The sequence below is a fragment of the Faecalibacterium sp. An58 genome, from assembly GCF_002161515.1.
In the GTDB taxonomy this organism is placed as follows: domain Bacteria; phylum Bacillota; class Clostridia; order Oscillospirales; family Ruminococcaceae; genus Faecalibacterium; species Faecalibacterium avium.
In genome coordinates this window covers 1-25,335 of record NZ_NFHX01000033.1, presented here as the reverse complement: position 1 = coordinate 25,335, position 25,335 = coordinate 1, and the positions used below count along the sequence as shown (strand labels likewise).

Here is a 25,335-nt window from a genome sequence, read left to right as displayed (position 1 = left end):
TCAGAGGGTTTCCAGCCCACATCCAGATGATGAACGGCAACAAGACGGTCCTGCACGTTGGTGCCCGCCCCCATTTTTGCCGTACTGCCAAGCAAAATGCGCACCTGTCCGGTGCGCACCTTGGAGAACAATTCCTTCTTCTTGGCCTCGGTGTCGGCGGTGTGAATGAAGGCCACCTCACTTTCCGGCACGCCCGCTGCCAGCAATTTTTTCTTCACATCATCGTAGACGTTGAACTGCCCGTCGCCCTTGGGCGTGGACAAATCGCAGAACAAAAGCTGGGTCAGTCTGTCCTCTTTGCCTTCCTCCCAGATGCGCAGCACGTTGGATACACAGGCGTTCAGCTTGCTGTTCGGATCGTCGGGCAGTAACGGATTCATGAGGCGCTGGTCGAGGCCGATCTTCCGCCCATCATTTGTGACGCACAACATATTGTCCTCGGAAGCATCCACCATCCCGGCGTTGATTTTGGCTGCCCGCTCGGAAAGAGACTGCACCATCTCCTTCTGGATTTCCGACGGCTTGACCAGCACTGTTTCAAATTTGGCTTCCGGCACCGGCAGATGGAGCTGGTCACTGGTCTTGATGTCCGCCACCTCCTTGAACATGGTCATCAGCTCGGGGAGGTTGAAGAATTTTGCAAAGCGGGTCCGTGCCCGGTAGCCGGTTCCCTCGGGAAGCAAGTTGTCAAGAGGTTTTCCGCATTTTCTCTAAATACTCCAAATTGGAGTGTCTGGCTTCGTTTAGAATGTCCCGCGCACAGGCTTCACGAAGTGCAGATTCAAACGTTTTTTCGTCATTTTTAGTTCCCATGACACGCACGATGAACCGGGTCTTTCCAATTTTCATAGAAAAAGAGCCGCCAGTGATGGCGGCCTGATTGTCCAGTGCATTGACGGCGTTAGCGCCGTCGAGTTCGATGCTGTTCATTCTATTCCTCCTTCTCTTGGGGGTACGTTGTCAAGATATTCAGAGGGAATATCTTCCGAATTTCCGCCTCAAAAAGCGGTGTCACAGTCGGCTTTGATTCTTCCATGCCTGCATTCATCCTTAAAAAAAGTCCAAACAGAAAGCACCTGACTCGCTTCTGAATCAGGTGCTTTCTGCCAGTGTTCTCAGGTTCTTGTATAAAATGTGGCGCGGCCGCTGCCATGTTTGACAAGGAAACCCTCGTCAACCAGTTTCTTGATGGAGCTTTCCACCGAGGTCTTACTTAAAGTGGGGCACATTTCCATCATGTCCGCTTTGGTGAACTTTCCAAGTTTGCGCTCTGTTGCCTGCCGCACAACTTCCAGTGCTGGGCGTTTGTCCTCCACCAGCTCCATCCGCTCGTCAAATTCTCTATAAGCGGCCAGGATCACCGCCAGCAAATACTTGATGAAGGGCGTGGGGTCATCGGTGCCTTCATGCCAGCCCCCCTGGCAGGCCTCCAAGGCATCATAGTAAAGATTCTTATTGCGGGCGATCTTGCTTTCCAGCGAAATATATCTTCCCACAAAGTACCCGCTGCGATAAAGCAGCAAGGTGGTCAGCAAGCGGCTCATCCGCCCATTTCCGTCATTGAACGGATGGATGCACAGGAAATCATGGATGAACACCGGAATCAGAATCAGTGGGTCAATCTCCTGCGTGTCCATCACACGGTTATAGCTGTCACAGATTTGGCCGATTGCATCCGGTGTCTCATAGGGCGGCAGCGGCGTAAACAGCACAAAGGTATTCCCATTTCCATCCGTTGCGCTGATATAGTTCTGGGTATTCTTGAACTTTCCTCCGATGCTTTTTTCCGAGTATTGGTACAAATCCCGGTGCAGCTGTAAAATATAGTTGGAACGCAAAGGAATATATTCATAGTTCTCATGGATGGTATTCAGCACATCCCGATATCCCATGATCTCCTTTTCATCCCGGTTCCGCGGTGTGGTTTTGTCGGCACACAACTGTTTCAGCCGGGTATTCGTGGTGCGGATGCCCTCGATCTCATTGGAAGCCTCTGTGCTTTGGACCTTGGCGATTTCCACCAGTTTGTCCAGCTCCGCTGCCCTCTGACGCAAAAGCGCCTGTTGTCGTCCCTTATATTCGTGAATCTGTGCCACATACCCCAGAATCTCACTGTCCCAGGATCGGTCTTTCAGCTTTGAATAATCAAATGAACGCATGGGATTTCACCGCCTCTCCTTTTTATATCACAAATTATACCGTGATTTGTGATATAATTCAAGAGTCGTGTCATTTTCCGCCCAAACCAGTGCAATAATTATGACAATATCGAAAACCGATTGAGTGAACACTGTTTTTTCCAGACAGAAAAAGGCACCCGACCGGATGCCTTACAGTTCCATCTTTTGTTCTTTCTGGGATGCCTTGTCCTGTTTCTGGGTGTGCTTGCGGGTCTGACGAAGTTGTTCCACCACCGACTGCTTACCTTCGGCATTGTCCAGACTCTCCACCTGTTCCGCTCCCAAAACCTGACTGACCCAATAGCGGACCTCGTTCAGCGGTTTCAGCTCCGCCTGCACCTGTTCCAACTGCCGGGCAAAGGCTGCGTGATCTGCTTGCAGCTTGCTGTACTCAGCTTCCAGGGCATCCAGATTCACGTTCAAGTCAACGTGCTGCGCTTTCAAGTAGCGATAGGCTTTGTTGTAGGCTTTCAGTTCTTCCTGGTGGCTCTCAGCAAAGGCTGCCTGCCGCTTCTTCCAGCCGATCTTCAGGTACTTGTCATGGACGGGTTTCTGCTCTTGGCAAACCGCAACTACGCTTTGAATACCGGCAATATCCTTCATCCGCTTCTCGGCCTTTCTCATACCGGTACGGGCCTGGCTGGCTTTTTGCTTCACACCGGACAGGACGGCGTTCAGCTGCTCCAGGGTCATGATCTTATGGTGCTGGAGATAAGCAATCGCCCTGGATACATCCTTCAAATCTTTCAGGTCGCCCTTCTGCTGACCGGACCAAGACCAATCGCTCCGTTCCGCTTTCCGCTGGTTCAAATAATTATTGAGGAGGACACCAAGGTCTGAGGCGGCTGCTTTTTCTTTCACCAGTTCTTTCTCTGCCTGGATCAGTTCCTCAATCCAATCCAGCAGGCCGCGAATGGTTTTACGAATGGCAGACAACATCTGGTTGGCTGCTTTGATATCCCGGTTGAGTTTTCCGATGTTGGTCTGGATGCCGCGCCGCTCCATCTGAACCACCGCAGGCCCCATGTGAACAGTGGGGATCACATCCAGTCCCTGCCGCTCATACGAGCGCAGGTCAAGCCGCTCTGGCCGCTCCGCTGCTTCCAAGTAATGGTTGACGGTATCAGCCCAGCCCTGCCGCCAAACCTCTGCATACTTCTGGTCGTTCCAGTCAACGGCATCCTCCTTGTGGCTTTTCCAGTTACCGGAAGGCAAGCGGATGCGTTCACCGTTCTCATCCAGGTCGTACACTTTCCGGCTCTTGGGGAGCCACTTGCCTTGTTTGTCCATGGCACGAAGGGTCAGCATCACATGACAGTGAACATTGTGCCCGGGCGGGACCGGGTCATGGATGGCAAAGTCAGCAACCATTCCCTTGGAAACAAAATGTTTCTCGCAGTAGTCTCGGACCATTTGCGGGTACTGCTCCGGCGGGACTTCTTTGGGCAGGGCCAGCACAAAGCGCCGGGCCAGCTGGGCATTCCATTGCTTTTCGGCGGCCTCCACCGAGTTCCAGAGGGTTTCCCGGTTGGCGTACTCCGGCGGAGCGTGGGACGGCAGCATGATTTCGGTGTACAGGATGCCGCGCTTGCCAGAGTAGTTTTTGGTTTTCTGGTCATACTCAGAAAACAGCTTCTCGCCGCTCTGGTAGGCGGCACCTGCGACGGCAGACTGTCCTTTGCTGCGCTGGGTGATGGTGATTTGGAAATGCGGACACGGAATAGGTATCACCTCCAAAACAAAGACCGTCCGTCAGGATTGCTCTTGACGAACGGTTTGGAATCGTATTCGGTTGTGCTCTCTGTCCAGGGATGGAGCGAAGTGCGCTTCGGCCCTGGGCGAGAGCTGCAAAAGGATAGCTGCGAAGCAGCGCAAGGAAAATGCAGTTTTCCTTGGGATGAAATCAGGGTGGTGAACGGAACGCCAGCCCGGTTTCATCAAGCCGTCTGCAAGACCGCAATTGCACCGGAACGGTGTATAATTGCGCCCTTCATCCTGAAGGGTCTGGAACGTTCCGGGCTTCTTGCACATCGTGAATCATCTTTGCCAGGGCCAGTACAACCTCCTGTTGACGAAATGAAAGTTTCAGCAGCTCCATCACCTGGTCGTCGGTCAGTTCCCCCGGACAAATCAGAAAACTTTCCAGCATTCCGCCGCGGGTGCAGAGGCGATGGGTGCGGGCCTTGCGGGTCAGCTCCGGTATCCGGCGCTCCAGCATTTTTCCTGGTGCTGGTAGTAGCGGAGCTTTTGTTCGGCCTTTTCCTTTTGGTCTTTCATGTGGTCCAGCTTTTCACTCATAAATCTCCATCTCCTTTATAAATGATAAAATTGGCAGAATGTTCCACACAATTTTCTATCAAAACGATTTTCATTATGCTGCATTCATTCTGCCGGGCTTATGAAAAGGCAGGCATTTTTCTTGCTTTCATCATCCTGCAAACAGATGATTAAGCACTACTGGGTATTAATATCAAAAAAGTCTTTATTTGAGTCCAGAATTCATTGAAGATCAAAGGATCATTCGGATTGCAATTACTGTATGAATATGCTATGATTACGTTGAAAGCCATTTGCGTTTCAACTGATCAAACAGGGAGCGTGTGAACAGCCATGAAGCGTTTGCAGGATATTGCAGATCAAGTTGGTGTAAGCCGGACAACAGTGTCCAATGTGCTGCACGGCAACACCAAAAAAGTTTCCAAGGAAATGATCCGGAAAATTTCGGAAATTCTGAACCAGGAGGGCTATGTCCCGGATACATCTTCCCGTGAGCTGACCCGCAAAGGGTCCTGCATCATTGGACTGGTGCTGGGCTACAGCTGTGTCCACGGCATCCCTGCTCTGCGCGATACCTTTGTGGCAGAACTTCTGTCTGGTGTAGAAGAGACAGCCCATCGAAACGGATATTACGTCATGCTGATCGATGGCCAGGACAAAAATACGGACCAGGTGGCAGAGATTGCCTCCCGATGGAATGTGGATGGTCTTGTCGTCCTGGGACTTGACGAAAAGAAATACAAGGAGCTGCGCAGGCAGCTCAACAAATATATGGTCTTGATTGACACCTATCCCGAGGCAGAGTATCACTACGTCAATGTGGGGATCGATGATTTCGGCGGCGGCGCCATGGTTGCAAAGTATCTGCTGGACAACGGGTACACCCAGGCCATCTTTGCCGCCGAGTGTGATGTCGGCGGAGACCATTACCGCTGGAAAGGATTTCAGCATCAGATGCACTCTGCCGGGATTGACTGCGGAGAAGAACGCCATATTCTTCTTCCCGAGGATATTTCTCTGCGCCGTGTCATGTACGGCCACTATTTGGATCGCTTTGTCCAGGCCGGGGCTGTAGCCCTAGCCTCTGACTATGATGCGGCAGAAGTGATGAATTATCTGCAGGACCACGGCATACAGGTGCCGGAGCAGGTCTCGGTCACCGGGTTTGACGACTGCATCTATGCAGAACTCCTGCGTCCCCCTCTGACGACAGTGCGTCAGAACGTCCCGGCCAAAGCAGAGGCCGCCGTGGAACTGCTGGTGCGTCTGATTCGGCAGGAACCGGTGGAGTGTAAAAATTACGTTCAGCCTGTTGAACTGATCCGCCGCAACTCAGTGCGCGAATCAACCCCCAACGCCGCGCCCCAGTCAAAAGATCTGCACAAAACATACAAATAATTCTTGTGGTATTTATCAGTTTCGTAGGAAACGTTGCGCAAAACCCTTTTCAAATCCTCTTCGGTTTCGTATAATGAGCTCGTCAAAAAGACACGCTGCGCAGCCTGTCAGAACGAGACATATACAAACTGGAAGGGGATTTGTTTTTTGGGTCCCGGATGGGGCAGACAAAAAACAAATTCCTGAAAATCTGACTGAACGTCGTGGAGGATTCTATCATGAGAAAGATTTCGCGCAGATCGTTTTTGAAGGCTGCCACCGCTGCCTGGGCATGGCAACCTTTGACGGCCGGCTGATGGGCATTCCCGGCACCAACCCCGACAACAGCGTCCCTGTCCTGTGCTGGATGCGCAAGGACTGGCTGGACAAGCTGGGCCTCAACCCCGACCCAGACGGCGACCTGTGCGTCACACTGGACGACATCGCCGCTGTAGCCAAGGCCTTTGTGGATGCCAATGCAGGCGGCGGCAACAGCACCGTGGGCATGGCTTTTTCCGGCAATGATATCGGCGATGCCATGTGCATTGCCAACGCTATGGGCGGCTACATCGACCGCTGGATCGAAAACCCCGACGGCACCATGAGCTGGTCCACCCTGGAGCCTGAAGTCAAAGCCGCCTGGGCCAAGATGAACGAGTGGTACGAAGAGGGCATTCTGGATCCCCAGTTCGGCACCCGCACCACCGATGACATCAACGCCATGATGATCAACAACGAGCTGGGCATCGTCTTTGGCGCATGGCACATCCCCGACTGGCGTCTGAGCAACGTCAAGGCCCTGGTGCCGGAGGCCGAGTACATCGCCTATACGGTGGCCGATGACAGCGGCATCGTGCACACCTATCACGAAAACGCCGCCGACCGGTTCCTGGTGGTCAGCAAGGACTGCAAGTATCCCCAGGTGGCACTGGAAATGCTGAACATCCTCTATGACGATCTGGCCCACGCCACCGCGGAAACCGCGCCGGAGGTCATCGCCTACATCAACGCCGGCGGACACAACGAGGGCCGTCCCTATTACATGGAAGTCCTGCCCTCCAACAACCCCTCCATTTACTACACCGAGCACATGGCCGTCATCAACGGCGAAATGACCCCTGAGGAAACCACCATTGCCGAGAACAGAGGCTCTTCCCAGGCCATTCTGGACTACCTGAAGGATCCCCAGAACGTCACCGAGGAAACCCTGGGCGGCTGGCACTTCTATGAGTCCCGCATCATCGGCCTGGGCGCATCCATCGATGCGCTGGAAAAGAACGGCAACGCCGAATGGATCACCCCCAAGTATCCCCCCACCACCCCCACCAGCGAGCAGAAAAAGGCAACCCTGGACAAGACCGAGCTGGAGGCCTATGTGGCAATCGTGACCGGCGCACAGCCCATCGATTATTTTGATACCTTTGCCAGCGAGTGGAAGCGTCTGGGCGGCGACGCAATCGCCCAGGAAGTCCAGGAATACTTTGCACAGTAACAAAGGGGGTGGAACCGGATGAAAAATCAGGTCAAAAAGATCCATGCAAACCAGGCCTATCAACTGTATTACCACGGCATGATGCTCCCTGGTTTCATCTTCCTGATTCTGTTCAACTTTGTTCCGATGTTCGGCGTCATCATGGCCTTTCAGGACTACAAACCCGCCAAAGGTTTTTTCGGTTCTGACTTTGTGGGCCTCAAACATTTCAAATACCTGTTCGAAATGCCGGACAGCTTTGAGCTGTTCCGCAACACCCTGATCATTGCCCTGGGCAAAATCGTCTTTACCACCATCATGTCCATCGCCTTTGCGATTCTGCTCAACGAGGTCAAGAACCGGACCCTGAAAAAGTCGGTTCAGACGGTGGTTTACCTGCCCCACTTCCTGTCCTGGGTTGTGCTGGCTCTGGTCATCAAGAATCTGTTCAGCCTGGACGGCTCCATCAACGCAATGCTGGGCACCTCGCTGAACTGGCTGGGCAGCAACTCCCTGTTCCAGCCCCTGCTGATCCTGACCGACACCTGGAAAGAGTTCGGCTATGGCTCCATCGTCTATCTGGCAGCCATCACTTCCATCGACTCCACCCTTTACGAGGCTGCTTCCATCGATGGCGCCACCTGGTGGAAAAAGGTCTGGCATGTCACCCTGCCCGGCATCCGCACCACCATCGTCCTGATGGCCGTCATGAACCTGGGCAACATCCTGAACGCCGGTTTCGACCAGGTCTATAACCTGTACAGCGCATCGGTCTATGCCACCGGTGATATTCTGGACACCTATGTGTACCGCGTCGGCCTGCAGGGCCTGCAGTACAGCTTCGGCACCGCCGTGGGCCTTTTGAAGTCCGTGATCGCCTTTGTTCTGATGATCGGCGCCAACAAGCTGGCTCAGAAGTACACCGACAGCAAAATTTTCTAAGGAGGTCCGTCCGGCAATGAAAGCTGATAAACTCCGCACTGCCATCATCTACATCATTATTATCCTGCTGGGCCTGATCTGTCTGCTGCCGCTGCTGAACATTATTGCCATCTCCTTCTCCTCCTCTGCAGCAGTGGAAGGCAACATGGTAGGGCTGATCCCGGTGGGATTCAGCACCGCAGCCTATGAGAAGATCCTGGAGGACTCCCAGTTCTGGCACTCCTTCCTGATCTCGGTGGAGCGGGTTGTGCTGGCCCTGATCATCAACTTTGTGCTGATCGTACTGATGGCTTATCCCCTCTCCAAAACCAACGCACAGTTCCGGGGCCGCAACATCTATGCAAACCTGATGATTTTTGCCATGCTTTTCAACGGCGGCATGATCCCCACCTTCCTGGTTGTCAAATCCTACGGCCTGCTCAATACCGTCTGGGCCCTGGTTTTGCCGGGAGCCGTGCCCATCTTCAATGTCATCCTGGTGATGAACTTCTTTGCTGCCGTTCCCAAAGAGCTTGAGGAAGCCGCCTTCATTGACGGCGCCAACCCGCTCCAGGTTCTGACCAAGATCTTCATCCCCATTTCCAAGCCGGTTCTGGCCACCGTATCCCTGTTCAGCATTGTGGGCAGCTGGAACGACTTCTACAGCGGCCTGATCTACATGTCCAAAGCCACCTATTACCCCCTGATGACCTATATCCAGAGCCTGCAGATCAACGTGGAAGATCTGATCAAGCAGGGCAATCTGTCTGCCGTGGTGGATTCTGCCGCCCTGGGCAACACCAACCTCAATGCAGCCAAGATCGTTGTTGCAGTTATCCCGCTGCTGCTGATCTATCCCCTGCTGCAGCGGTACTTCGTTTCCGGCATTGTGGTGGGCTCGGTCAAGGGCTGATTTGCATCCTTTCAGAGCGCTCCAAAGACGGGGCGCTCTGTCTGACAAAACAACCACTCAGTCACTTTTATTTGGGAGAACGGTATGATTCAAAAGTATCTCTATGGTGTCCCCTTTGACACCGAATCGGTGGTCGCACCAATCCCTGCAAGCCAGGGCGAACCCCCTGTGGGAACGGTCAAAACCAGCGAGACCGGCTTCTGCTTTGCCTGCCCCCTGGCGGAGGGCGACCGGGTCTACGGCCTGGGCGAAGCCAACCGCGGCATCAACAAGCGGGGCTTTGTCTACGTCAGCGACAATGTGGACGACGGCCTCCACACCGAAAACAAGCAGCGAATGTACGCCGCCCACAACTTCATCGTGATCTCGGGCCAGCAGAATCTGGGGCTGTTCTTCGACTATCCCGCCCGGATTCGGTTTGACATCGGCTTCACCCGCAGGGATTGGCTGGAAGTCACCTGTGAGCGGGCCGACCTGGCCCTTTACGTCATCACCGGCGACAGCGCCTGCGATGTGGTCCGGCAGTTCCGGGCCATCATCGGCCGCAGCTACATCCCGCCCAAGTTTGCCTTTGGCTTCGGCCAGAGCCGCTACGGTTACAAGACCCGGGCCGACTTTGAGGAAGTGGTCACCAAACACCGCCAGGCCCATATTCCCCTGGACATGGTGTACATGGACATCGACTACATGGACCACTTCAAGGATTTCACGGTGAACCCCGAGGAATTCCCCGACTTCCCCGGCTTTGTGGCCGAGATGAAAGAGCAGGGGGTCCGGCTGGTGCCCATCATCGACGCCGGCGTCAAAGAGGAAGCAGGCTATTCGGTCTGCGACGAGGGCAAGGAAAAGGGCTACTTCTGCAAGCGGGCCGACGGCACCGACTTTGAGGCGGTGGTGTGGCCGGGTTGGAGCCACTTCCCCGACGTACTGAACCCCGAGGCCCGGGCCTGGTTCGGCAGCCAGTACAAGGCCCTCACCGACTGCGGCATCGAGGGCTTCTGGAACGACATGAACGAGCCCGCCATCTTCTATTCCCGGGAGGGGTTGCAGGAGCGTCTGGCCGACGCCCCGGTGATGGACCAGGAGGGCCTGGTGGACAACGGCCGCCAGACCCTGGGCTGGCTGCACCTGAGCAACCACCCCGAGGATTACAAGCGCTTTTACCATAAGGTGAATGGCAAAATGGTCCGCCACGACCAGGTCCACAACCTGTTCGGCTACAACATGACCCGGGCCGCCTCGGAGGGGCTGGCCAAGATTGCCCCGGGCAAGCGGTTTTTGCTGTTTTCCCGGTCCTCCTGCATCGGGATGCACCGGTACGGCGGCATCTGGACCGGGGACAACCACTCCTGGTGGAGCCATCTGCTGCTGAACCTCAAGATGCTGCCCTCCCTCAATATGTGCGGTTTCCTGTATGTGGGGGCGGATCTGGGGGGCTTCAACGCCGACACCAGCCGGGATCTGCTGCTGCGGTGGCTGGCCCTGGGGGTGTTTACCCCGCTGATGCGGAACCACTCGGGCAGCGACACCCGCCGGCAGGAGTTCTACCAGTTTGAAGGCCCCGAGGATTTCCGCAGCGTCATCGAGACCCGCTACCGGCTGATCCCCTACCTCTACAGCGAATACATGAAGGCGGCCCTGAACGGCGATATGCTGTTCAAGCCCTTGGCCTTCGTCTACCCCGAAGACGAGATCGCCCTTCAGACCGAGGACCAGCTGATGCTGGGCAATGAGGTGATGATTGCCCCGGTCTACACCCAGAACGCCACCGGACGGATGGTGTATCTGCCCGAGGAGATGCTGTTTGTCAAGTTCGGCCCCGAGGGCCGCATCACACAGGAAGTCCTCCCCGCCGGCACCCACTTTGTGAAGGTGGCCCTCAACGAGGTGCCCCTCTTCATCCGCAAGGGCGCCTGCATCCCGGTGGCGGACGCCGCCCAGACGGTGGCCGAAATCGACCCCGCCACCATTCAGATGATCGGCTGGCCCGGGGCCAGCTATGACCGCTACGACGACGACGGGGTCACCATCCCCGCAGAATAAAAGGAGGGTTTTGCCATGGACCGCAAATGGTGGAAAGAAAGCGTTGTGTATCAGATTTACCCCAGCAGCTTCCAGGACTCGGACGGGGACGGCATCGGGGATCTCAACGGCATCCGCGCCCGGCTGGACTATCTGAAGGACCTGGGGGTCAATGTGCTGTGGCTGTGCCCCATCATGGATTCCCCCATGGACGACAACGGCTACGACATCTCCAACTACCGGGCCATCAACCCCCGGTTCGGCACCATGGAGGACTTTGACGCCCTGCTGGCCGAGGCCCATCAGCGGGGCATCCGGATCGTGATGGACCTGGTGGTCAACCACACCTCGGACGAGCATCCCTGGTTCATCGAGAGCCGCAAGTCGGTGGATAACCCCTACCGAGACTACTATATCTGGAAGCCTGGCAAAGACGGCCACGAGCCCAACAACTGGGGCGCTTGCTTCGGCGGCTCGGCCTGGAAATACGACCCCCAGACCGATATGTATTACCTGCACCTGTTCTCCCCCAAGCAGCCCGATCTGAACTGGGAGAACCCCAAAGTCCGGGACGAAGTGTTCAACATGATGACCTGGTGGTTTGACAAGGGCATCGACGGGTTCCGGATGGACGTCATCAGTCAGATTTCCAAGGACCAGCGCTTTCCGGATGGCGAGAAACACGGACTGTATGGCAATGGCGGTCCCTACTATGTCAATGGGCCCCGCATCCATGAATTTTTGCAGGAGATGAACCGGCGGGTTCTCTCGAAATACGACATCATGACGGTGGGCGAGACCCCCGGCGCCACGGTGGAAAACGCCCCCCAGTATGCGGGGCTGGACGGCAAGGAGCTGAACATGGTCTTCCAGTTTGAGCACGTCGGCATTGGGGACGGGCCCCTGGGCAAGTGGACCACCAAGCGCTACGACTTTATGCAGCTCAAGAAAATTCTCAGTCACTGGCAGACTGGCCTGGACGGCAAAGCCTGGAACAGCCTGTTCTGGGGCAATCACGATCAGCCCCGGGCTGCATCCCGCTGGGGCGATGACTCGCCCCTCTCCGCCAAGATGCTGGCCACCTGCCTGCTGAGCCTGCAGGGTACTCCCTACATCTATGAGGGCGATGAACTGGGGATGACCAACGCCTATTTCAAAGATCTCAGCCAGTACCGGGATATCGAAAGTCTCAACGCCTTCAAGGAGCTGACCGGCGCAGGCTTGATTTCTGCAGACGAAATGATGGCGTGCCTGGCCCTGCGCAGCCGGGACAACGCCCGCACCCCGGTGCAGTGGGACGACTCTCCCAACGCCGGCTTCACCGCCGGTACCCCCTGGATCCAGGTGAACCCCAACTACACCGCCATCAACGCCGCCGCCGAGGCCAAAGACCCGGACTCGGTGCTCAACTACTACAAGAAGATGATCGCCCTGCGCAAAGCCCATCTGGGGCTGGTGTACGGCTCCTTCCAGCTGCTAGCGGAGGCGGATCCCCAGATTTTCGCCTACCGGCGCACCCTGGCCGAGACCGGCGAGGACTACCTGATTGCCTGCAATTTCTCGGATCAGGAAGCGGCCTTTGCCATTCCCGCCGACTTTGCCGGGGCCCGGTGCCTGATCGACAATTACCCCGGCAGCGCCCCCGACGGCGCCGTGACCATGCGCCCCTTCGAGGCCTTTGTGCTCCAGAAGTAAACCAGGTGATACCCTATGAATGACTTTTTCGACCTGGATGCCCCTCTGTTCCGTTTTTTAACCCGGGTTGCGGATATGGTGATTCTCAGCCTGCTGTAGCTAATAGGAAGCCTGCCGCTGTTTACCTTGGGCATTTCCAGCACAGCCCTCTATTATGCAGTGAACAAGTCCCTAATTGAGGACCGGGGAACGGTCAGCGAGGAATTTTTCCGGGCCTACCGCCGGAGCTTCCGACAGGCAACTTTGAGCTTTCTTGCTCTGGCAGTGCCGGAGAGCATCCTGCTGGCTGACTGCTTTATGACCCATTACCTCAAGGGGCAACAGGCAGCGACGGGTAATCTCTGGATCATTTTTACAGTGCTGAGTACCTGTGGGCTGGCCTGGATGATCTACAACGCAGCCTATGTGGCAAGATTCGACGACCCGGTCAAAAAGACGGTGTTGCAGTCCGGTGCCATGGCATTGCTCCATTTTGACAAAAGTCTGCTGCTTTTGGTGGTGCTGGCTGCGTTCGGCCTACTGACAGCATTCTGCCCGCCGCTGATCCTTCTGGCACCTGCCGGATATGCGCTGTTTGCCCGGTGGGTCCTTGAGAAAAAGGTGTTCTATCAATATCTTCCCGATATAGACGATGGCATAGACAAGGAGAACGAAGACTGTTCCCATCAGGATTGACCTTTCCTCCAATTTGACCATTCTTTTCTACCAAAGGCAGGGGGCCTGACAGATGATCTGTCAGGCCCCCTGCCAATTATTGATGGGGCCAAAAGTTGTATATCGGGCAGCTCACCCTGTGGTGCCCATTTTCTTCATTTGCTCCATCGCTTCCTGCTGCACCAGCAGTCCCGCTGAGAATCCGTACTTGAAGTGCTACTCGCTCTCCTCGCCCTGGGCGATAGAGGACTGGGTTTGCAGTTCTTCCACCAGGGCGTAGTCCTCTTTACTCAGCCGCCTGGAAAGCTGCTCCATCAGCTTCTCACAGATTTTGAGGGCCTCTATGTATGCCGGCGAAGTAGGCACCACTTTCTCACTGGGATAAAATTCCCCATTATAAATCGCTTCCAGAATCATTGTCCTGCCCTCCTCACACATAGATCATCTCAGCCTGGATGATTTCCTCGGCCCGGCTGCGGATGGAGTTCATGGCCTGCACCCAGCGTACCGGATCGGTTGCTTTCAGTTCCTCCGTGATGCCCTCAGCCTGGGCCATCTGCCGGACAATCAGGCGGCACCGTTCGGCAGCCTGTTCATCCAGGTCAGCCAAGATGGTATACAGCTTTCCAGACAGAAGCAGCGCTTGATAAAGGACCGGCCTGTAAGTTTTCAGGTATTCTTTATGTAATCGGCCCCAGCGGCCGATGGGGCGTTTATCTTCCGGCAGCCTCAGCGCCGGAAGATAATAATGGTCCGTTAGGACATAATCTAGACCATTCCTGTTGTCATGGACTTTCGGTTCGAGCTTCATGCTGAAATCGCCTCCTGTTGTTCTTTCTTTTTGTGGTAGTCCTCCCTGCGCTTGGCAAGATGGGCTTCGTATCGTTTGACGGCCTCCGGGTCTCCGGCTTCTGCGGCCGCTTTCATCTTCTGGTAACTTCTCACAGCGGCCTCGCTCTGGTACTTTCTGTGTTCTGCCAGCTGCCGGGCGGCTTCGGGGTCAGTCTTGGCCCGTTCCACCAGGGCATCGTGTTCGGCTTTGCGTTTGGCTGTCCTGGTGCGTTCATATTCAGCCTTGCGCTCTGCCATCATGGCTGCATATTCCGGGTCAGCTGCCATCCGGGCTTCTTCCCGTTCTTTTTTCCGCTGCCGGGCTTCGGCCTCTCTGGCCTTTAGAGCAGCCCACTTTGCAGCGGCTTCCGGGTCGGTCTTGGCCTTGTCTTTTCGCAGAAGAATTTATGAAACACTACTTGTCCGCATAGCCGTTGCTCTCCCCCGCTCTCGTGCGCTCTCTCGCAATTACAGCGCACAGAGCAACAAACTACACACCAAAAAGAAAAACGCCTGTAACAGCCGCTCTCGTAGCGAGATTGTTACAGGCGTACTTTTATTTGAAATATTCTTTGCCAAATTGCCATAAGTATTGGTCAAATTCTTTTGTGGTGTACTTTTCCAGCCCGAAATGTTGGCGGAAATCAGACAGAATACGCTTGAAATGAGGATAATTTTTTAGGTCACTATTTTTGAAATCAGAAAATCCCTCTTGATTCCGATAGTATTGCAGTATCTTACCTACATAGCTGTCATAGATGGGAAATGCGTCCGGGTTATGAAAACTACAATATTTCGTTGCAAAAGAGTAATGTTCTATTTTCCCGCCATCTGTATAAAGTACCCGCATGAGTTCATTAACAAGCGTTTCATCACCCGCAGAAAGCCGTTCATCAATTTTGAGAGAAAGGATGTGCTGTGCAACAGGATAAACAGAATAGATGTAGGTGTTATATACGGTATTGAGAGCGGCAACTTTCAAAATAATATCGTCGATTGAGTTGTTTTTGGGGTGGGTTTCGGTAAATAGTTTTTTTAATACGGTTTCCGGCTGAAACAAATCGGCAGTTGTATTCCATCTATGCAAATACCGTTCTACCTCTTCACATGATGGGCGAGGTATATGGAAAGTTGCAGAGGGCGAGGATGGTACAAAAGTGGCAGAGATTACGCCATTCGCACCATTAGAATGAATATATTTCCACAACTGAGTTATGGCACTTGCGTATGTCCCTATGTTGCCACCATTAGCAGAGGACTTTTCACGCAGGATAGATTTTAACAGTTCATTTGCTCTGTTTTGAAACTGCTGAATTTCCTCAATATCCAGCAGAGCTAAAAAGTCAAGATTGAAACTATTCCTATACAGATAGAAGGCATCTGATACGGTAGTTCCATATGATTTTTTCCCTTGCGCTTTAAGGTATTCGGAAAACCCTTGGCGCAATTCCGCTATTTTACTATCAGCCGTTTTTTGTGACATACCCATACCGCCCAATGATTTTTCTTGCATTATATCATGGCGATAATGAGTTGTCAACAGATAATGTCAACGTAACCCTTGCATGAGGGCGTTGGTAAGCATCGTTGAAAAGCAAAACAAATTATTCATGATGTTCAGGAATGGGGTGAAGTCATTGTCGGAGGGCTTCGCACTGTCCACGCTGTTGTTGATGGCAATGAAGCGGACACCCTTCTTGGGGAACACAACCTCTGTGTAGTAGCCCACTTGCAGATAGTTCCGCCCGAACCTGCTCAGGTCTTTGACAATCAGGGTGGCCACATGACCCGCTTCAATCTCGCTCAAAAGGGCGTTGAAGCCGGGGCGGTTGAAGTTGGTGCCGGTGTAGCCATCGTCCCAAAAGTGCCGGATATTCCGCAGTCCATGGTGCCGGGCGTACTCCTCCAGGTACATCTTCTGGTTCTGGATGCTGTTGGATTCGCCCACCTGTTCGTCATCACGGGATAGTCTCTCATACAGAGCCGTAATCTTGATATCTTCAGTTCTGGCCACGGTTTTCACCTCCTTTCCTTGTTGGCTTTTCTTTGTGTGACATTCCTTTTCTCTATCCCACCCAAGTATAGCCCTTTGGGTCTGTCACCACATAGGAGCTGTGCATCTGCATCAGGTTCGGTTTCAGCCAGAAGCGGGTCTTGCCGGAACCGGAGCCACCGATCACCAGCACATTTTTGTTTCTGGCGGTCTTGGGGTCCTTGGGGCGGCTGTTCATGGTCAGGCTCTCGGTTTTAGTCAGAATCACATTGTTCTGGAACACCGGGTCGATGTAGGGTGCGATGTCCTCATGGGTGCCCCATGAAGCGTTTTGTCAAGTGCTATTTTGAGTTATTGACGCACAATCAAAGTGAAAGCGCGAAAGTGCAAAGCGCAAAGGGTCTGCACTTTGCGTTTTCAGCTTGCGGGTTCGGGCGGCTGCTTCTTCTTGATGAAGTTGTACCATTGACCGCCGACGCGCCTTGCATCCAAAACACCGCCCATGTTGCGCTTGGCGTTCTGCACCGTCCTTTCAGATATTCCGGCTTCGGCTGCGGCCTTTACAATTTCCTCGCTGGCAAGCTCTTTCCCGTCTGCAAGCAGGTCAAGTATCAGCCGTTCCGCCTGTTCGGTCTTGGTGGCCGTGTTGCCGCCCGCGCCGGATAGCAGCTCGTCGGCGGTAATGTCATACTCGCCTATCCACGAAAAGCCCGTTTCCGGGTCAAGGCAAAAGGCAACGGGCTTGCCCTCCGGCGCAAGGGAAGATTTGTCATGGACGATAACGCGCACATTTGGCTCCCGCTTCACGCGCCCAATCAGCAGGACGCTCCTTGCTGCGGCGCGGAAGTCAATAGAACCTAAGCCCCGGTATGCGCTCTGTCCTCCGGCGGCTTTATTCAAGTGTCCGATAAGGATAACGGCGCACCCGGTACGCTCGGCAACATCGGCAAGGCGGCGGAACATGGGGCGCACCTCGTTTGCCCTGTTCATGTCGGTCTTTTCGCCCATGTACGCCTGTATGGGGTCAAGGATAATCAGCCGCGCCCCGGTCTGCCGGATAGCTCTCTCTATGCGCTCGTCGGAAAGGGAAAGCCCCTGCTTGCTCTCGTCAATGACAAGAATGCGGTCAAGGTCTGCTTCGGCTTCCATAAGGCGGGGCTTGATGGTGTCGCCCAAACCGTCCTCGGCGGTCTGGTAAATCACATTGAATGGCTCATGCGCTGCCATGTGGGGGAACGGCTTGCGGTTGGTACAAGCGGCGGCAAGGCGTAGGGCAAAGGTGGTCTTGCCCTCGCCGGGGTTGCCTTGCACAATGGTTACTTTCCCAAACGGGATATACGGCTCCCATAGCCATTCAACGGTCTGCGTGTCAACCTCGCTCATGCGGATAATCTCGACGGTTTCTTCCTGCGGCGGCTCTTTCAAGCCGTAAACAGCTTCCCGGATATACTTCCCGTCTGTGATTTCTGCCCGGTGCTGCAATACCTCGTTCCAATCCTTGAAAAGAGGGATAAGCCGGTGGACGGTATAGCCCTCCGGCATGAGCTTTACAAGGCGGCTGCAAGCGTCGTTCCCGGCTTCATCGCTGTCAAGGCAGAGGTAAACGGTCTTGATGTTCGGACGGTCAGAGAGAAAGCGGAGCAGGGCTTTTTCTCCCACGCCGCCCAATGACAGGTAGCTTTGCTTCTGCCAATCCTTTTTGAACAGGCAGAGGAAAGAAAGCAGGTCAACGGGGGCTTCAAAGACAAACACTCTTTCGCCCTCGCCCCGGTAGCAGAAGTTAAAGGCTTTGTCGCTGCCTTTCACATCAAGGCGGAAGTTTCCCGCCGTTCCCTTGCTGTGGGCGTAGCGCGGTATTCCGTCCTCGTCCCGCCCCACAAATACGGCGTTGTGGTGGGCTGCGTCCTCGTAAATATCGCCGCTGGCAAAGAAAAAGCCCGTCACATCTTCATCAATGCGGCGGGCGGCTGTGAGGTAGTTCCTCGCTGTTCGGTTGTCGGGGCTGCGGGGCGGTAGCCGGAAGTCGGAGAGGGGCGCGGAGCTTGGTCTATCCGGCGGCGGTGCGGCTCCCTTTTCTCCTGTGAGAAGTTCAACGGCTTCGGTAAAACTCTTGCCAAAAAACTCCATGACAAAATCAATGGGGCCGCCGCCCTTGCTCTGGCTGTGGCGATACCACTTGTTGCCCCGGACGGTCAAGCTGTCGTGCCGTTTCCATCGGTATTCCTGTCCGGCGCGTTCCAGCGGTTCCCCCTGCGATTGCAGGAACAAAACAAGGTCGGCTTGGTTCGCCCGGTCTATCTGTTCTTGGGTGTAGTACAAAAAACTCACTCCTTTCATCGGTCTATGTCGTGCCGCTTGGCGCGGGTCTGCTCCGGCTGGTCGGCTTTCAGCGCAATGTCAACACACTTGCGGATATTGTGCAGCTCGGCAACCTCGGCGCGGGTTTCTTTCAGCTTGGTATATTCCGCTGTTCTCTGCCCGCTGAGAGTGGCGTACTCTTTTTCCCATTCAGAGATAGGCAAGGTCTTTGTCCCTTTCGGCAGATTTGCATGGAGATAGCGGCTCGCTGCGTTCCATAGCGTAAGCTCGGCGCGGTGGGCTTCCTCGTACTTGTCGCGCTTGTTTGTCCAGCCGTTTTGCAGCTTTTTCAGCTCATCGTGAACGGGCTTGTACTCGGTGTAGTTCTTCCCGTATTCAATCAGCTTTTGCAGCTTCTTCATGCGTTCCTCGGCGGTTTTCATTCCTGCCCGGATAGTGTCGGCCTGTTCGCTGACAGAGGAAAGGGCTGCGTCCAGCTCATCAAGGGTAGAGATACCATGCTCGGTCAGATAGTTGACCGCTGCCGCTATGGTTTTCAGTTCATCGGCTGTGTGCTGTTGTTGCCAACGCTGCGAATACTTCCGGCTCTTTTCTCTCTGAACGCTCAAATACTTCATCAGCAGATTTGCAAGGCCGGGGGATTGTTGCGGCTGTTCCGGGGCGGTTTCCCACGCTTTGAACAGGTCGGCAATCCATTCTTTGAGCTTTCCAATCTGCGCTCGGATTTCCCGTATAAGGCGGTTTGCCTTTTGGATATTCCGGTTCAGTTCGCCTTTCTCGGTGGCAATACCTTTCTTCTCCATCTGGCAAGCCGCCACGCCCATGTGGACGGTGGGTATCTCGCCAATGCCGCGCTCGGCGTTGCTGCGGTGGTCGATACGCTCCGGGCTTCCGGCTCGTTCAAGGTAGGCGTTTGAAATATCCGCCCATGCCTTACGCCACAAGAGGGCGTTGCCCTTGTCGTTCCAGCCGGTCAGGTCAACTTTGTGCGTCTTGTATCTGCCGCTTGGCAAGCGGATACGCTCGCCGTTTTCATCAAGGTCATATTCCTTTTGGGACTTTGCCGCCCATGCGCCGCGCTCGTCAAGGGGGCGCATGGTAAGCATGATGTGACAATGGGGATTGCCCTTGCCGGTGTCGTGAATGGCATAATCAACGCACATTCCTCTGGAAACAAATTGAGAGGAACAGTATTCCCGGACAAGCCGGATTTGTTCCTCTCTGGATAACTCTATGGGGAGCGCCGCGTCAATCTCTCTGGCAAGCTGGGCGTTCCCGGCTTTCTCGTAAAGCTCCACGCTGTTCCACAAGGTTGAACGGTCAGAGAAAGAGGGCGGGGCGTGGGGTGGCAGCATAATTTCCGTATGGACAACACCGCCTTTGCGGGTGTAGTCGTGTGTCATTCCGTCCCACTCATTTGTCAGCTTTTCGCCGCTTCGGTAGGCGGCTGCGGCAACGGCTGATTTGCCCTTGCCCCGGCTGACAATGCTGATATTACAATGATAGATGGCTATGGGTATCACCTCCCGGATAAAATGAAAACCCGCAAAAATGGTACAGACGCCAAAGGCTGGTATACTGTTTTTGTGGGTGTGCAGGGATAGCCGCGTAAGCGGCGCAAGGGGTGCAGCCCCTTGTTGCGGCAAAGCCGCCAATGTCGGTCAGAGAGGGAAGCAAGCGGCTTTCTCTCTGTGCCGACAAGCCCTCGGCAGAGCGCACGCACCCGTAAGGGTGTATAAGTGCGCCCTTTGTACCAAAGGGATTATTCGCTTTTCCCGCCCTCGGTGCGTTTTTTCAGATAGCCCCGCGCTTCCTCGCTCGTCAGGGCAAGCCGGAGAAAGGCGGCGGCTTCTTCGTCGGTCATGGTCTTTGCTTCTGGCACAATGCTCTCAAAGACCGCACCCCGGACGATCAGCCGATGGCTGCGCGTCCTGCGTTCCTCTTGGGATAACTTTTGCCGCAACACCTTTTCCCGATTTTCAAGCTGCCGGATTTTCTTCTTCCCGTCCTCAATCTCGGCTTGCAATTCCTCGCGTTTTTTTTCTCTCGGTTTCGTCATGGGTGGTCACTCCTTTCTACCTGTCGGCATAGAAAAAGGACAGTCGATTTCCTCGGCTGTCCTTTTGATTAGGGTGTTTGGTTTACTCCGTTCTGCTCAATAAATGGGAATATTAAATATCAATACGCCCTTTAATACATTCCTATTAAAACATCAGCTTCGATTGTCAAATGTGTGAGAGTACGCCAATCAACGCAATCTTTTTCAACGCAAAAGAGAAGCGGCGTCATTTCAATAAACGACATTCTTTGTTCTGATGACAACTGTACGGTGGCTGAAACCGTTTCTCTTGAAATGGTTTTAAGATATTTCTCAAAATATTCAACGACAGACTCATTTGAATAATCTGGATTTTTCAAGTGTGCTTGCACTTTAGTCCTGATTTCCCTCAAATGATTTTTCGTAGGAATTACTTTCACAACATATCCGTTAGGAGATAGCAATCGCTGAAATTCTTTGTAGTGTGCAGGCGAAAATATGTCTAAAATACAATCCATACTTCCGTCTTTCAAAGGGATTTTTGATAAGTCAGTAACAAACCACTTCACTGCTTTGCGCTTGTCTTTTTTTGATGCAATCTGTATTGCCTCCCTTGACAAGTCAAAGGCAAAGATGTTTCGTTCTGTTCTTTGCTGTATCTGCCTTGCATAGAAACCCTCGCCGCAACCAACATCTAAAATGTTTCTTATAGATGGCGTATCAGAAATAAACTGTATGATTTTCTCCAACACAACATCATACATGCCATACTCCAAAATTTGGTGCCGGTTGTCAAAAGACCGCTTGCTGTAGTTGGTTTTGGGCGATGATTTTAACAACAAATTTACATACCCATATCTTGAAATATCAAAGCAATGTCCATGTCTACAAATTAGGCTATTGCCTTGTATATCCATTGATTTTGTGCAAATTGGGCATTGAAAATAAACCTTGCTGTCTGCAAAGCGTGATAAATTATTATTCATTTGTTTTTCCTCCGTAATTACATCTCTGCTTCAATAAGCGAGTTATGCAATACGGATAACCGCAACATAACTCGCGGTTTTATCTTAATCTCATAAATGTAACCATTGTGTTGTCCTCCAATCAATTCCGCAGTATTACTCTGCTTTTAGAAAAAGTATAGCACAAAACTATGAACATTTCAACTCTATTTCAGCCTGTCGGCGACGTTGCTCTCTCTGGCATACCGCCGCGCCGCTTCCCGCCGTTCCTCGCTGTATGGGGCGGTCAGACGGAAAGAGAAGCGGCCTTTCTCAATGTCAAACTCCATGCAGCCCGTTTCCGGGTCTGCGTCAGTCTGCTGGCAGATCGCCGGATAACGGCGGCTGTATGCAAGCAGACGCTTTTTCAAGGCGGTGTTGTGGGTGCGGATATGGATAAGGGGGTCTTTCTCGTCAAACCAAATATCGGTGGTCTTTTCCTGCTTGGTAAGCCCTGTTCTCATGCAAACTCCTTTCTGTGCCCCTGTTACGCAATAGGGGCATTTTTCGGGTGTTTTCTCCGGCTCTTGACTTGGAGAAAACGGCGTTTTTGACGATAAAAACCGCCCGGACGTGGAATGTATCGTCGGGGCGGCTGTTATCGCAAGATTTCCGATTTTTCCGGCTCTTGACCGTCAGACGCAGATAAACACGAACTGTCGGCAAGTATCGTCTTGAGCAGCTTGTCGCGGAATGTTTCTGTGCTGCTGTGATTGAAAAATAACTCCGCAACAATAGTCTGCCCGTTTCTCTGCGTCGTGATGATACTGTCGGGGGTCTGTTCTGCCATAGGCAGCTCCTTTCTCCGGGCACAAAAGAGGGACTTCCCGTAGCCGGAAAATCCCTCTTGGTTGTCGGTTATTCTGTTTTACTGTGCGGGCTGTGCGGCGGCGGTCTGCGCCTTTCTCCTTGCCCGGTATTCCCGCGCCTTGATACGCTCATACTCCCGCTGCTTTTCAAGGTTTCGCGCCCGGTACTCCCTTGAATACTTCCGGTGGTAGGCGCGGCTCTTTTCCTTTTTGGCTTCTTCGATTTCTTCCCGCATTTGCCGGATTTCCTGCTCTGTCGGCTCTGCAAGCTGCGTTACTTCGTTCTCAAATCTGCCGATATAGTTGAAATATATGCTGATGTGCTGGATTGCGTATCTCGCCCTTTTCTGGTCGCGCTCATGCACTTCAATCCTGCTGATAAACTCGTTGAGAATGGCGGGGGTGAGGTCAGTAAAGGCGGCATGGCGTTCCGTCAGCTTCAAAAACTTCTGCGCCCGTCCTCCCGCGTTCTCATAAGCGGATAGCTGCTCTTGGAGTATGGAAAGCTCCGTTTTCAATGCGTAGTATTCTTCTGAATACTTCTGCGACATTTGCTCGTAGCGGTCTTGCGGGATAGTGCCGAGGGCGTTGTCCTCATAGAGCTTGTTCAGCACCTTGTCGATCTGTTCAAGGCGCGTCGTGATTTGTGGGATACGCTTCTGCTGCTTTTTGGTCTGGTCGGTCTGCTGCATGGCAAGGTTCTTTTTCACTAAGGCTTCAAACTCCGCCCGGTTGCTGATAGAATAGTCCTCGATTTTCTTCAGCACTTCCGCGACGGTCTGCATGAGCAAGTCCGCGTCAATGATGTGCGGGGAATGGCATTTGGGGTTTTTGGCTTTTCCCTTGTGGTACTCGCTGCAATAGGCAACGTGCCGCTTGCCGCCGTTTCTGTAATCTATGCGGATGTGCATTTTTGCGCCGCAATCCTTACAGAAAAGCAAGCCCGACAAAGGGTGGATTTCCCCGTCCCCGTTGGGGCGTCTGACGGGCGCGTTTTCCAAAATCCGCTGTGCGGTTTCAAAGTCGGCGCGGTCAATAATCGGCTCATGCACATTTTCGGTTATCTGCCATTGGCTCCGGTCTACATAGTGGTTCCGCTTGTCCCGGAAATGCTTTGTAGTCTTGAAGTTGACTACATCGCCGCAATACTCCTGCCGTGTAAGGATATGGGTCAAAGTGGCTTTGTTCCACTTGTAGCGGTTATCCTCATTGAGCGCCTTGTTTTTACACGTTCCCCGTCCCCGGTCTTTCATGTAGAAAGTAGGGGTAGGGATTTGCTCCTGCGTCAGATATACGGCGATTTGGTTGCGGTTCTTCCCGCCGATAAACAGACGGAAAATAAGGCGCACAACCTCGGCGGCTTCCTCGTCGATTATCCAAAAATCCTTGTTGTCCGGGTCTTTCATATAGCCGTAGGGGGCTTCGGTGGCAATCGGCTTTCCGCTCATGCCCTTCGTTTTAATGCCGGTCTTTACTTTCTTGCTGATGTCCTTTGCGTACCACTCCGACATGATGTTGATAAAGGGCGCAAACTCCAATGTGTCGGGCTTCTCGCTGTCTATCCCGTTGTTGACCGCGATAAAGCGCACATTGTTCCGTCTGAATATCTCCATAGCGTTGCCAACTTGGAGATAGTCGCGCCCCCAGCGCGTCAGGTCTTTCATAATGCAGACACCGATTTTTCCGTTTTCTACATCGTCCATCATGCGGGAGTAGGCAGAACGGTCAAAAAATCTGCCGCTTTCGTCATCGTCAATGTAGTGCCGGATATTGGTTAAGTGCTGTCCTCTGGCATAGTTCTCCAAAAAGATTTTTTGGTTCTGTATGCTGTTGCTCTCACCGCCGTCCCTGTCCTCGTCGCCCACGGAAAGGCGGGAGTAAAGGGCGGTAATTTTGCTATAATCAGTCATGTGCATAACCTCCTGTGCGTCCATGTAGGTGTCCTTTACACTTAAAATTATGCACTCCAACGGGCCGAGCCGTACTCGCTGCCGTGGCGGTACTTCTTAGCGTTCTTGCCTTTCAGGTAGACCGCCAGCCGCAGCACAGACCAATAACCAGGTCAAGCGGGTGGAAACTGGGCAGGATGCGGCCCAATGCGTCCGGCAGCACCGACATGAGAGACATCATCTTTTCAGAGAAGTCAGTCCCGACAGCCAGCCGCCAGGCATAACCCAGATTGGTGGCGTACAGGCCCATCAGGACATAGGGCAGGTTCAGGAGCACAAGGCGTTTGGTGTTTCGGTTCATCGGCCGGCACGCTCCTGTTTCTTTTCCCGCATCTTGCCGGGCACCAGCTCAGCAGCCAGGGCCTTGAACTGTTGCAGGCGCTCCAGAACACTGGGGCGTTTTTCTTTCTGGACAAGCTTGGCAGAGTAGTCCTTGAAGGCGGCGGTCAGAGTATCGGCGTCTTGCGCCTTGAAGAAAACCAGATACCGCGGCGGGTCATCGTGGTTTTTGGTGATGGCGTAGTCCACACCATACTTGTCCAAGATCCGCTTGAAATCCCGGATGCCGGTTTTCTCAATCTCAATGTTGGTGGCCCCCTGATCCTGCCGCAGCAGCTGCTTGACGCTTTGCTTGCCCACCGGTTTACCGTGCGTCTTGCCCGCCCGCCATTGCAAGAACTTACGGGCTGCCGCCAGGATCGTCCGGCCTGTCAGCTTGGTGGTACTGATGGCGAAGTTGATCGTTCTGTTCTCCACATCTTCTTGCATGGGGGTCATCCTCCTTTCCCGCCTGCATCAGGGCCACGATGAAAAAGCCGAACCAGGTACCCGCCGCAAAAAATACCGCGCTCGTCCACATGGTCAGTCCAGCCGGATGGCGAT

General features: G+C 53.7%; 24 protein-coding genes and 4 pseudogenes. 8 read left to right on the top strand and 20 right to left on the bottom strand.

What is annotated here, in order from left to right; all coding sequences use genetic code 11:
• The 5 genes and pseudogenes from B5G12_RS12860 to B5G12_RS12840 all read right to left on the bottom strand — a co-directional run.
• Positions 1-683: pseudogene (locus B5G12_RS12860) on the bottom strand (DNA methylase); the annotation flags it as partial.
• Positions 684-687: 4 nt separating this feature from the next.
• A complete protein-coding gene (locus B5G12_RS12855) occupies positions 688-930 on the bottom strand; it encodes a hypothetical protein (protein WP_087325281.1) in 243 nt (80 codons plus the stop codon).
• Positions 931-1,115: 185 nt separating this feature from the next.
• Complete coding sequence (locus B5G12_RS12850) at positions 1,116-2,159, bottom strand: Fic family protein (RefSeq protein ID WP_087325279.1); 1,044 nt, start codon at positions 2,157-2,159, stop codon at positions 1,116-1,118.
• A gap of 171 nt (positions 2,160-2,330) precedes the next feature.
• Positions 2,331-3,902 carry a MobQ family relaxase gene (gene mobQ, locus B5G12_RS12845; protein ID WP_087325289.1) on the bottom strand — a complete coding sequence of 524 codons (1,572 nt, stop codon included), beginning with the start codon at positions 3,900-3,902 and terminating at the stop codon, positions 2,331-2,333.
• A 268-nt stretch (positions 3,903-4,170) separates the two neighbouring features.
• On the bottom strand, positions 4,171-4,398 hold the full coding sequence (locus tag B5G12_RS12840; RefSeq protein WP_522731446.1) for a DUF3847 domain-containing protein: 228 nt from the start codon (positions 4,396-4,398) through the stop codon (positions 4,171-4,173).
• A 392-nt stretch (positions 4,399-4,790) separates the two neighbouring features.
• Between B5G12_RS12840 and B5G12_RS12835 the strand changes: the two genes are divergently transcribed.
• From B5G12_RS12835 to B5G12_RS12800, 8 genes are all read left to right on the top strand, one after another.
• A complete protein-coding gene (locus B5G12_RS12835; RefSeq protein WP_087325277.1) occupies positions 4,791-5,855 on the top strand; it encodes a LacI family DNA-binding transcriptional regulator in 1,065 nt (354 codons plus the stop codon).
• A gap of 218 nt (positions 5,856-6,073) precedes the next feature.
• Positions 6,074-6,151, top strand: coding sequence for a twin-arginine translocation signal domain-containing protein (locus B5G12_RS15255; protein ID WP_087325287.1), 78 nt, complete (start codon positions 6,074-6,076; stop codon positions 6,149-6,151).
• Positions 6,127-7,326: a type 2 periplasmic-binding domain-containing protein gene (locus tag B5G12_RS12825; protein ID WP_204245686.1), complete on the top strand. Its 1,200-nt coding sequence runs from the start codon at positions 6,127-6,129 to the stop codon at positions 7,324-7,326. The genes B5G12_RS15255 and B5G12_RS12825 overlap by 25 nt, the downstream gene beginning before the upstream one ends.
• Before the next feature lie 18 nt (positions 7,327-7,344).
• Positions 7,345-8,247: an ABC transporter permease gene (locus B5G12_RS12820; RefSeq protein WP_087325276.1), complete on the top strand. Its 903-nt coding sequence runs from the start codon at positions 7,345-7,347 to the stop codon at positions 8,245-8,247.
• Between the two features lie 16 nt (positions 8,248-8,263).
• Positions 8,264-9,139, top strand: coding sequence for a carbohydrate ABC transporter permease (locus B5G12_RS12815; RefSeq protein WP_087249244.1), 876 nt, complete (start codon positions 8,264-8,266; stop codon positions 9,137-9,139).
• Between the two features lie 84 nt (positions 9,140-9,223).
• Complete coding sequence (locus B5G12_RS12810; protein ID WP_087325273.1) at positions 9,224-11,182, top strand: glycoside hydrolase family 31 protein; 1,959 nt, start codon at positions 9,224-9,226, stop codon at positions 11,180-11,182.
• A gap of 15 nt (positions 11,183-11,197) precedes the next feature.
• Entirely contained in the window at positions 11,198-12,856 is a 1,659-nt protein-coding gene (locus B5G12_RS12805; RefSeq protein WP_087325272.1) for a glycoside hydrolase family 13 protein, read from the top strand.
• A 102-nt stretch (positions 12,857-12,958) separates the two neighbouring features.
• Positions 12,959-13,531: a DUF624 domain-containing protein gene (locus B5G12_RS12800; protein WP_087325270.1), complete on the top strand. Its 573-nt coding sequence runs from the start codon at positions 12,959-12,961 to the stop codon at positions 13,529-13,531.
• A gap of 195 nt (positions 13,532-13,726) precedes the next feature.
• On the opposite strand, the gene B5G12_RS12795 is transcribed toward B5G12_RS12800, so the two are convergent.
• The 15 genes and pseudogenes from B5G12_RS12795 to B5G12_RS12725 all read right to left on the bottom strand — a co-directional run bounded on the left by B5G12_RS12795 (position 13,727) and on the right by B5G12_RS12725 (position 25,221).
• Positions 13,727-13,927 (bottom strand): DUF6809 family protein, encoded by a 201-nt coding sequence (locus tag B5G12_RS12795; protein ID WP_522731445.1) that lies wholly within the window; start codon positions 13,925-13,927, stop codon positions 13,727-13,729.
• Positions 13,928-13,940: 13 nt separating this feature from the next.
• The gene (locus B5G12_RS12790) at positions 13,941-14,321 is read right to left on the bottom strand and encodes a TnpV protein (protein WP_087325268.1); all 381 of its coding nucleotides are present in this window, start codon (positions 14,319-14,321) and stop codon (positions 13,941-13,943) included.
• Positions 14,318-14,629 (bottom strand): hypothetical protein, encoded by a 312-nt coding sequence (locus tag B5G12_RS12785; RefSeq protein WP_204245685.1) that lies wholly within the window; start codon positions 14,627-14,629, stop codon positions 14,318-14,320. The genes B5G12_RS12790 and B5G12_RS12785 overlap by 4 nt, the downstream gene beginning before the upstream one ends.
• 268 nt (positions 14,630-14,897) lie before the next feature.
• Entirely contained in the window at positions 14,898-15,824 is a 927-nt protein-coding gene (gene dag1, locus B5G12_RS15015) for a Dag1 family anti-phage DNA glycosylase (protein WP_242956041.1), read from the bottom strand.
• A gap of 123 nt (positions 15,825-15,947) precedes the next feature.
• Positions 15,948-16,355, bottom strand: a pseudogene (locus tag B5G12_RS15250) (recombinase family protein); the annotation flags it as partial.
• Between the two features lie 70 nt (positions 16,356-16,425).
• Positions 16,426-16,665: pseudogene (locus B5G12_RS15245) on the bottom strand (type IV secretory system conjugative DNA transfer family protein); the annotation flags it as partial.
• 86 nt (positions 16,666-16,751) lie between these two features.
• Complete coding sequence (locus B5G12_RS12765; RefSeq protein WP_087325265.1) at positions 16,752-18,653, bottom strand: AAA family ATPase; 1,902 nt, start codon at positions 18,651-18,653, stop codon at positions 16,752-16,754.
• Between the two features lie 14 nt (positions 18,654-18,667).
• A complete protein-coding gene (gene mobQ / locus B5G12_RS12760; protein ID WP_144064158.1) occupies positions 18,668-20,176 on the bottom strand; it encodes a MobQ family relaxase in 1,509 nt (502 codons plus the stop codon).
• A 239-nt stretch (positions 20,177-20,415) separates the two neighbouring features.
• Positions 20,416-20,712: a DUF3847 domain-containing protein gene (locus B5G12_RS12755; RefSeq protein ID WP_022030174.1), complete on the bottom strand. Its 297-nt coding sequence runs from the start codon at positions 20,710-20,712 to the stop codon at positions 20,416-20,418.
• Between the two features lie 131 nt (positions 20,713-20,843).
• Positions 20,844-21,677, bottom strand: a complete 834-nt coding sequence (locus tag B5G12_RS12750) for a methyltransferase domain-containing protein (protein ID WP_002584969.1) — start codon at positions 21,675-21,677, stop codon at positions 20,844-20,846.
• Positions 21,678-21,862: 185 nt separating this feature from the next.
• Complete coding sequence (locus tag B5G12_RS12745) at positions 21,863-22,159, bottom strand: hypothetical protein (protein ID WP_002592868.1); 297 nt, start codon at positions 22,157-22,159, stop codon at positions 21,863-21,865.
• Positions 22,160-22,293: 134 nt separating this feature from the next.
• Entirely contained in the window at positions 22,294-22,485 is a 192-nt protein-coding gene (locus tag B5G12_RS12740) for a transposon-encoded TnpW family protein (protein ID WP_002592869.1), read from the bottom strand.
• Between the two features lie 78 nt (positions 22,486-22,563).
• Positions 22,564-24,438 carry a recombinase family protein gene (locus B5G12_RS12735; RefSeq protein WP_087325263.1) on the bottom strand — a complete coding sequence of 625 codons (1,875 nt, stop codon included), beginning with the start codon at positions 24,436-24,438 and terminating at the stop codon, positions 22,564-22,566.
• A 32-nt stretch (positions 24,439-24,470) separates the two neighbouring features.
• Positions 24,471-24,754: pseudogene (locus B5G12_RS12730) on the bottom strand (VirD4-like conjugal transfer protein, CD1115 family); the annotation flags it as partial.
• Positions 24,751-25,221: a PcfB family protein gene (locus B5G12_RS12725; RefSeq protein WP_087325261.1), complete on the bottom strand. Its 471-nt coding sequence runs from the start codon at positions 25,219-25,221 to the stop codon at positions 24,751-24,753. The gene B5G12_RS12725 and the pseudogene B5G12_RS12730, both read right to left, overlap by 4 nt.
• Positions 25,222-25,335: the final 114 nt, after the last annotated feature.

Excerpts from the sequence above, each read along its gene's own strand:
- B5G12_RS12855 (WP_087325281.1), bottom strand. The coding sequence starts at position 930 with ATGAACAGCATCGAACTCGACGGCGCTAACGCCGTCAATGCACTGGAC.
- B5G12_RS12850 (WP_087325279.1), bottom strand. The coding sequence starts at position 2,159 with ATGCGTTCATTTGATTATTCAAAGCTGAAAGACCGATCCTGGGACAGT.
- B5G12_RS12840 (WP_522731446.1), bottom strand. The coding sequence starts at position 4,398 with ATGCTGGAGCGCCGGATACCGGAGCTGACCCGCAAGGCCCGCACCCAT.
- B5G12_RS12835 (WP_087325277.1), top strand. The coding sequence starts at position 4,791 with ATGAAGCGTTTGCAGGATATTGCAGATCAAGTTGGTGTAAGCCGGACA.
- B5G12_RS15255 (WP_087325287.1), top strand. The coding sequence starts at position 6,074 with ATGAGAAAGATTTCGCGCAGATCGTTTTTGAAGGCTGCCACCGCTGCC.
- B5G12_RS12825 (WP_204245686.1), top strand. The coding sequence starts at position 6,127 with ATGGCAACCTTTGACGGCCGGCTGATGGGCATTCCCGGCACCAACCCC.
- B5G12_RS12820 (WP_087325276.1), top strand. The coding sequence starts at position 7,345 with ATGAAAAATCAGGTCAAAAAGATCCATGCAAACCAGGCCTATCAACTG.
- B5G12_RS12815 (WP_087249244.1), top strand. The coding sequence starts at position 8,264 with ATGAAAGCTGATAAACTCCGCACTGCCATCATCTACATCATTATTATC.
- B5G12_RS12810 (WP_087325273.1), top strand. The coding sequence starts at position 9,224 with ATGATTCAAAAGTATCTCTATGGTGTCCCCTTTGACACCGAATCGGTG.
- B5G12_RS12805 (WP_087325272.1), top strand. The coding sequence starts at position 11,198 with ATGGACCGCAAATGGTGGAAAGAAAGCGTTGTGTATCAGATTTACCCC.
- B5G12_RS12795 (WP_522731445.1), bottom strand. The coding sequence starts at position 13,927 with ATGATTCTGGAAGCGATTTATAATGGGGAATTTTATCCCAGTGAGAAA.
- B5G12_RS12790 (WP_087325268.1), bottom strand. The coding sequence starts at position 14,321 with ATGAAGCTCGAACCGAAAGTCCATGACAACAGGAATGGTCTAGATTAT.
- B5G12_RS12785 (WP_204245685.1), bottom strand. The coding sequence starts at position 14,629 with ATGGCAGCTGACCCGGAATATGCAGCCATGATGGCAGAGCGCAAGGCT.
- dag1 (WP_242956041.1), bottom strand. The coding sequence starts at position 15,824 with ATGTCACAAAAAACGGCTGATAGTAAAATAGCGGAATTGCGCCAAGGG.
- B5G12_RS12755 (WP_022030174.1), bottom strand. The coding sequence starts at position 20,712 with ATGACGAAACCGAGAGAAAAAAAACGCGAGGAATTGCAAGCCGAGATT.
- B5G12_RS12750 (WP_002584969.1), bottom strand. The coding sequence starts at position 21,677 with ATGAATAATAATTTATCACGCTTTGCAGACAGCAAGGTTTATTTTCAA.
- B5G12_RS12745 (WP_002592868.1), bottom strand. The coding sequence starts at position 22,159 with ATGAGAACAGGGCTTACCAAGCAGGAAAAGACCACCGATATTTGGTTT.
- B5G12_RS12740 (WP_002592869.1), bottom strand. The coding sequence starts at position 22,485 with ATGGCAGAACAGACCCCCGACAGTATCATCACGACGCAGAGAAACGGG.
- B5G12_RS12735 (WP_087325263.1), bottom strand. The coding sequence starts at position 24,438 with ATGGACGCACAGGAGGTTATGCACATGACTGATTATAGCAAAATTACC.
- B5G12_RS12725 (WP_087325261.1), bottom strand. The coding sequence starts at position 25,221 with ATGCAAGAAGATGTGGAGAACAGAACGATCAACTTCGCCATCAGTACC.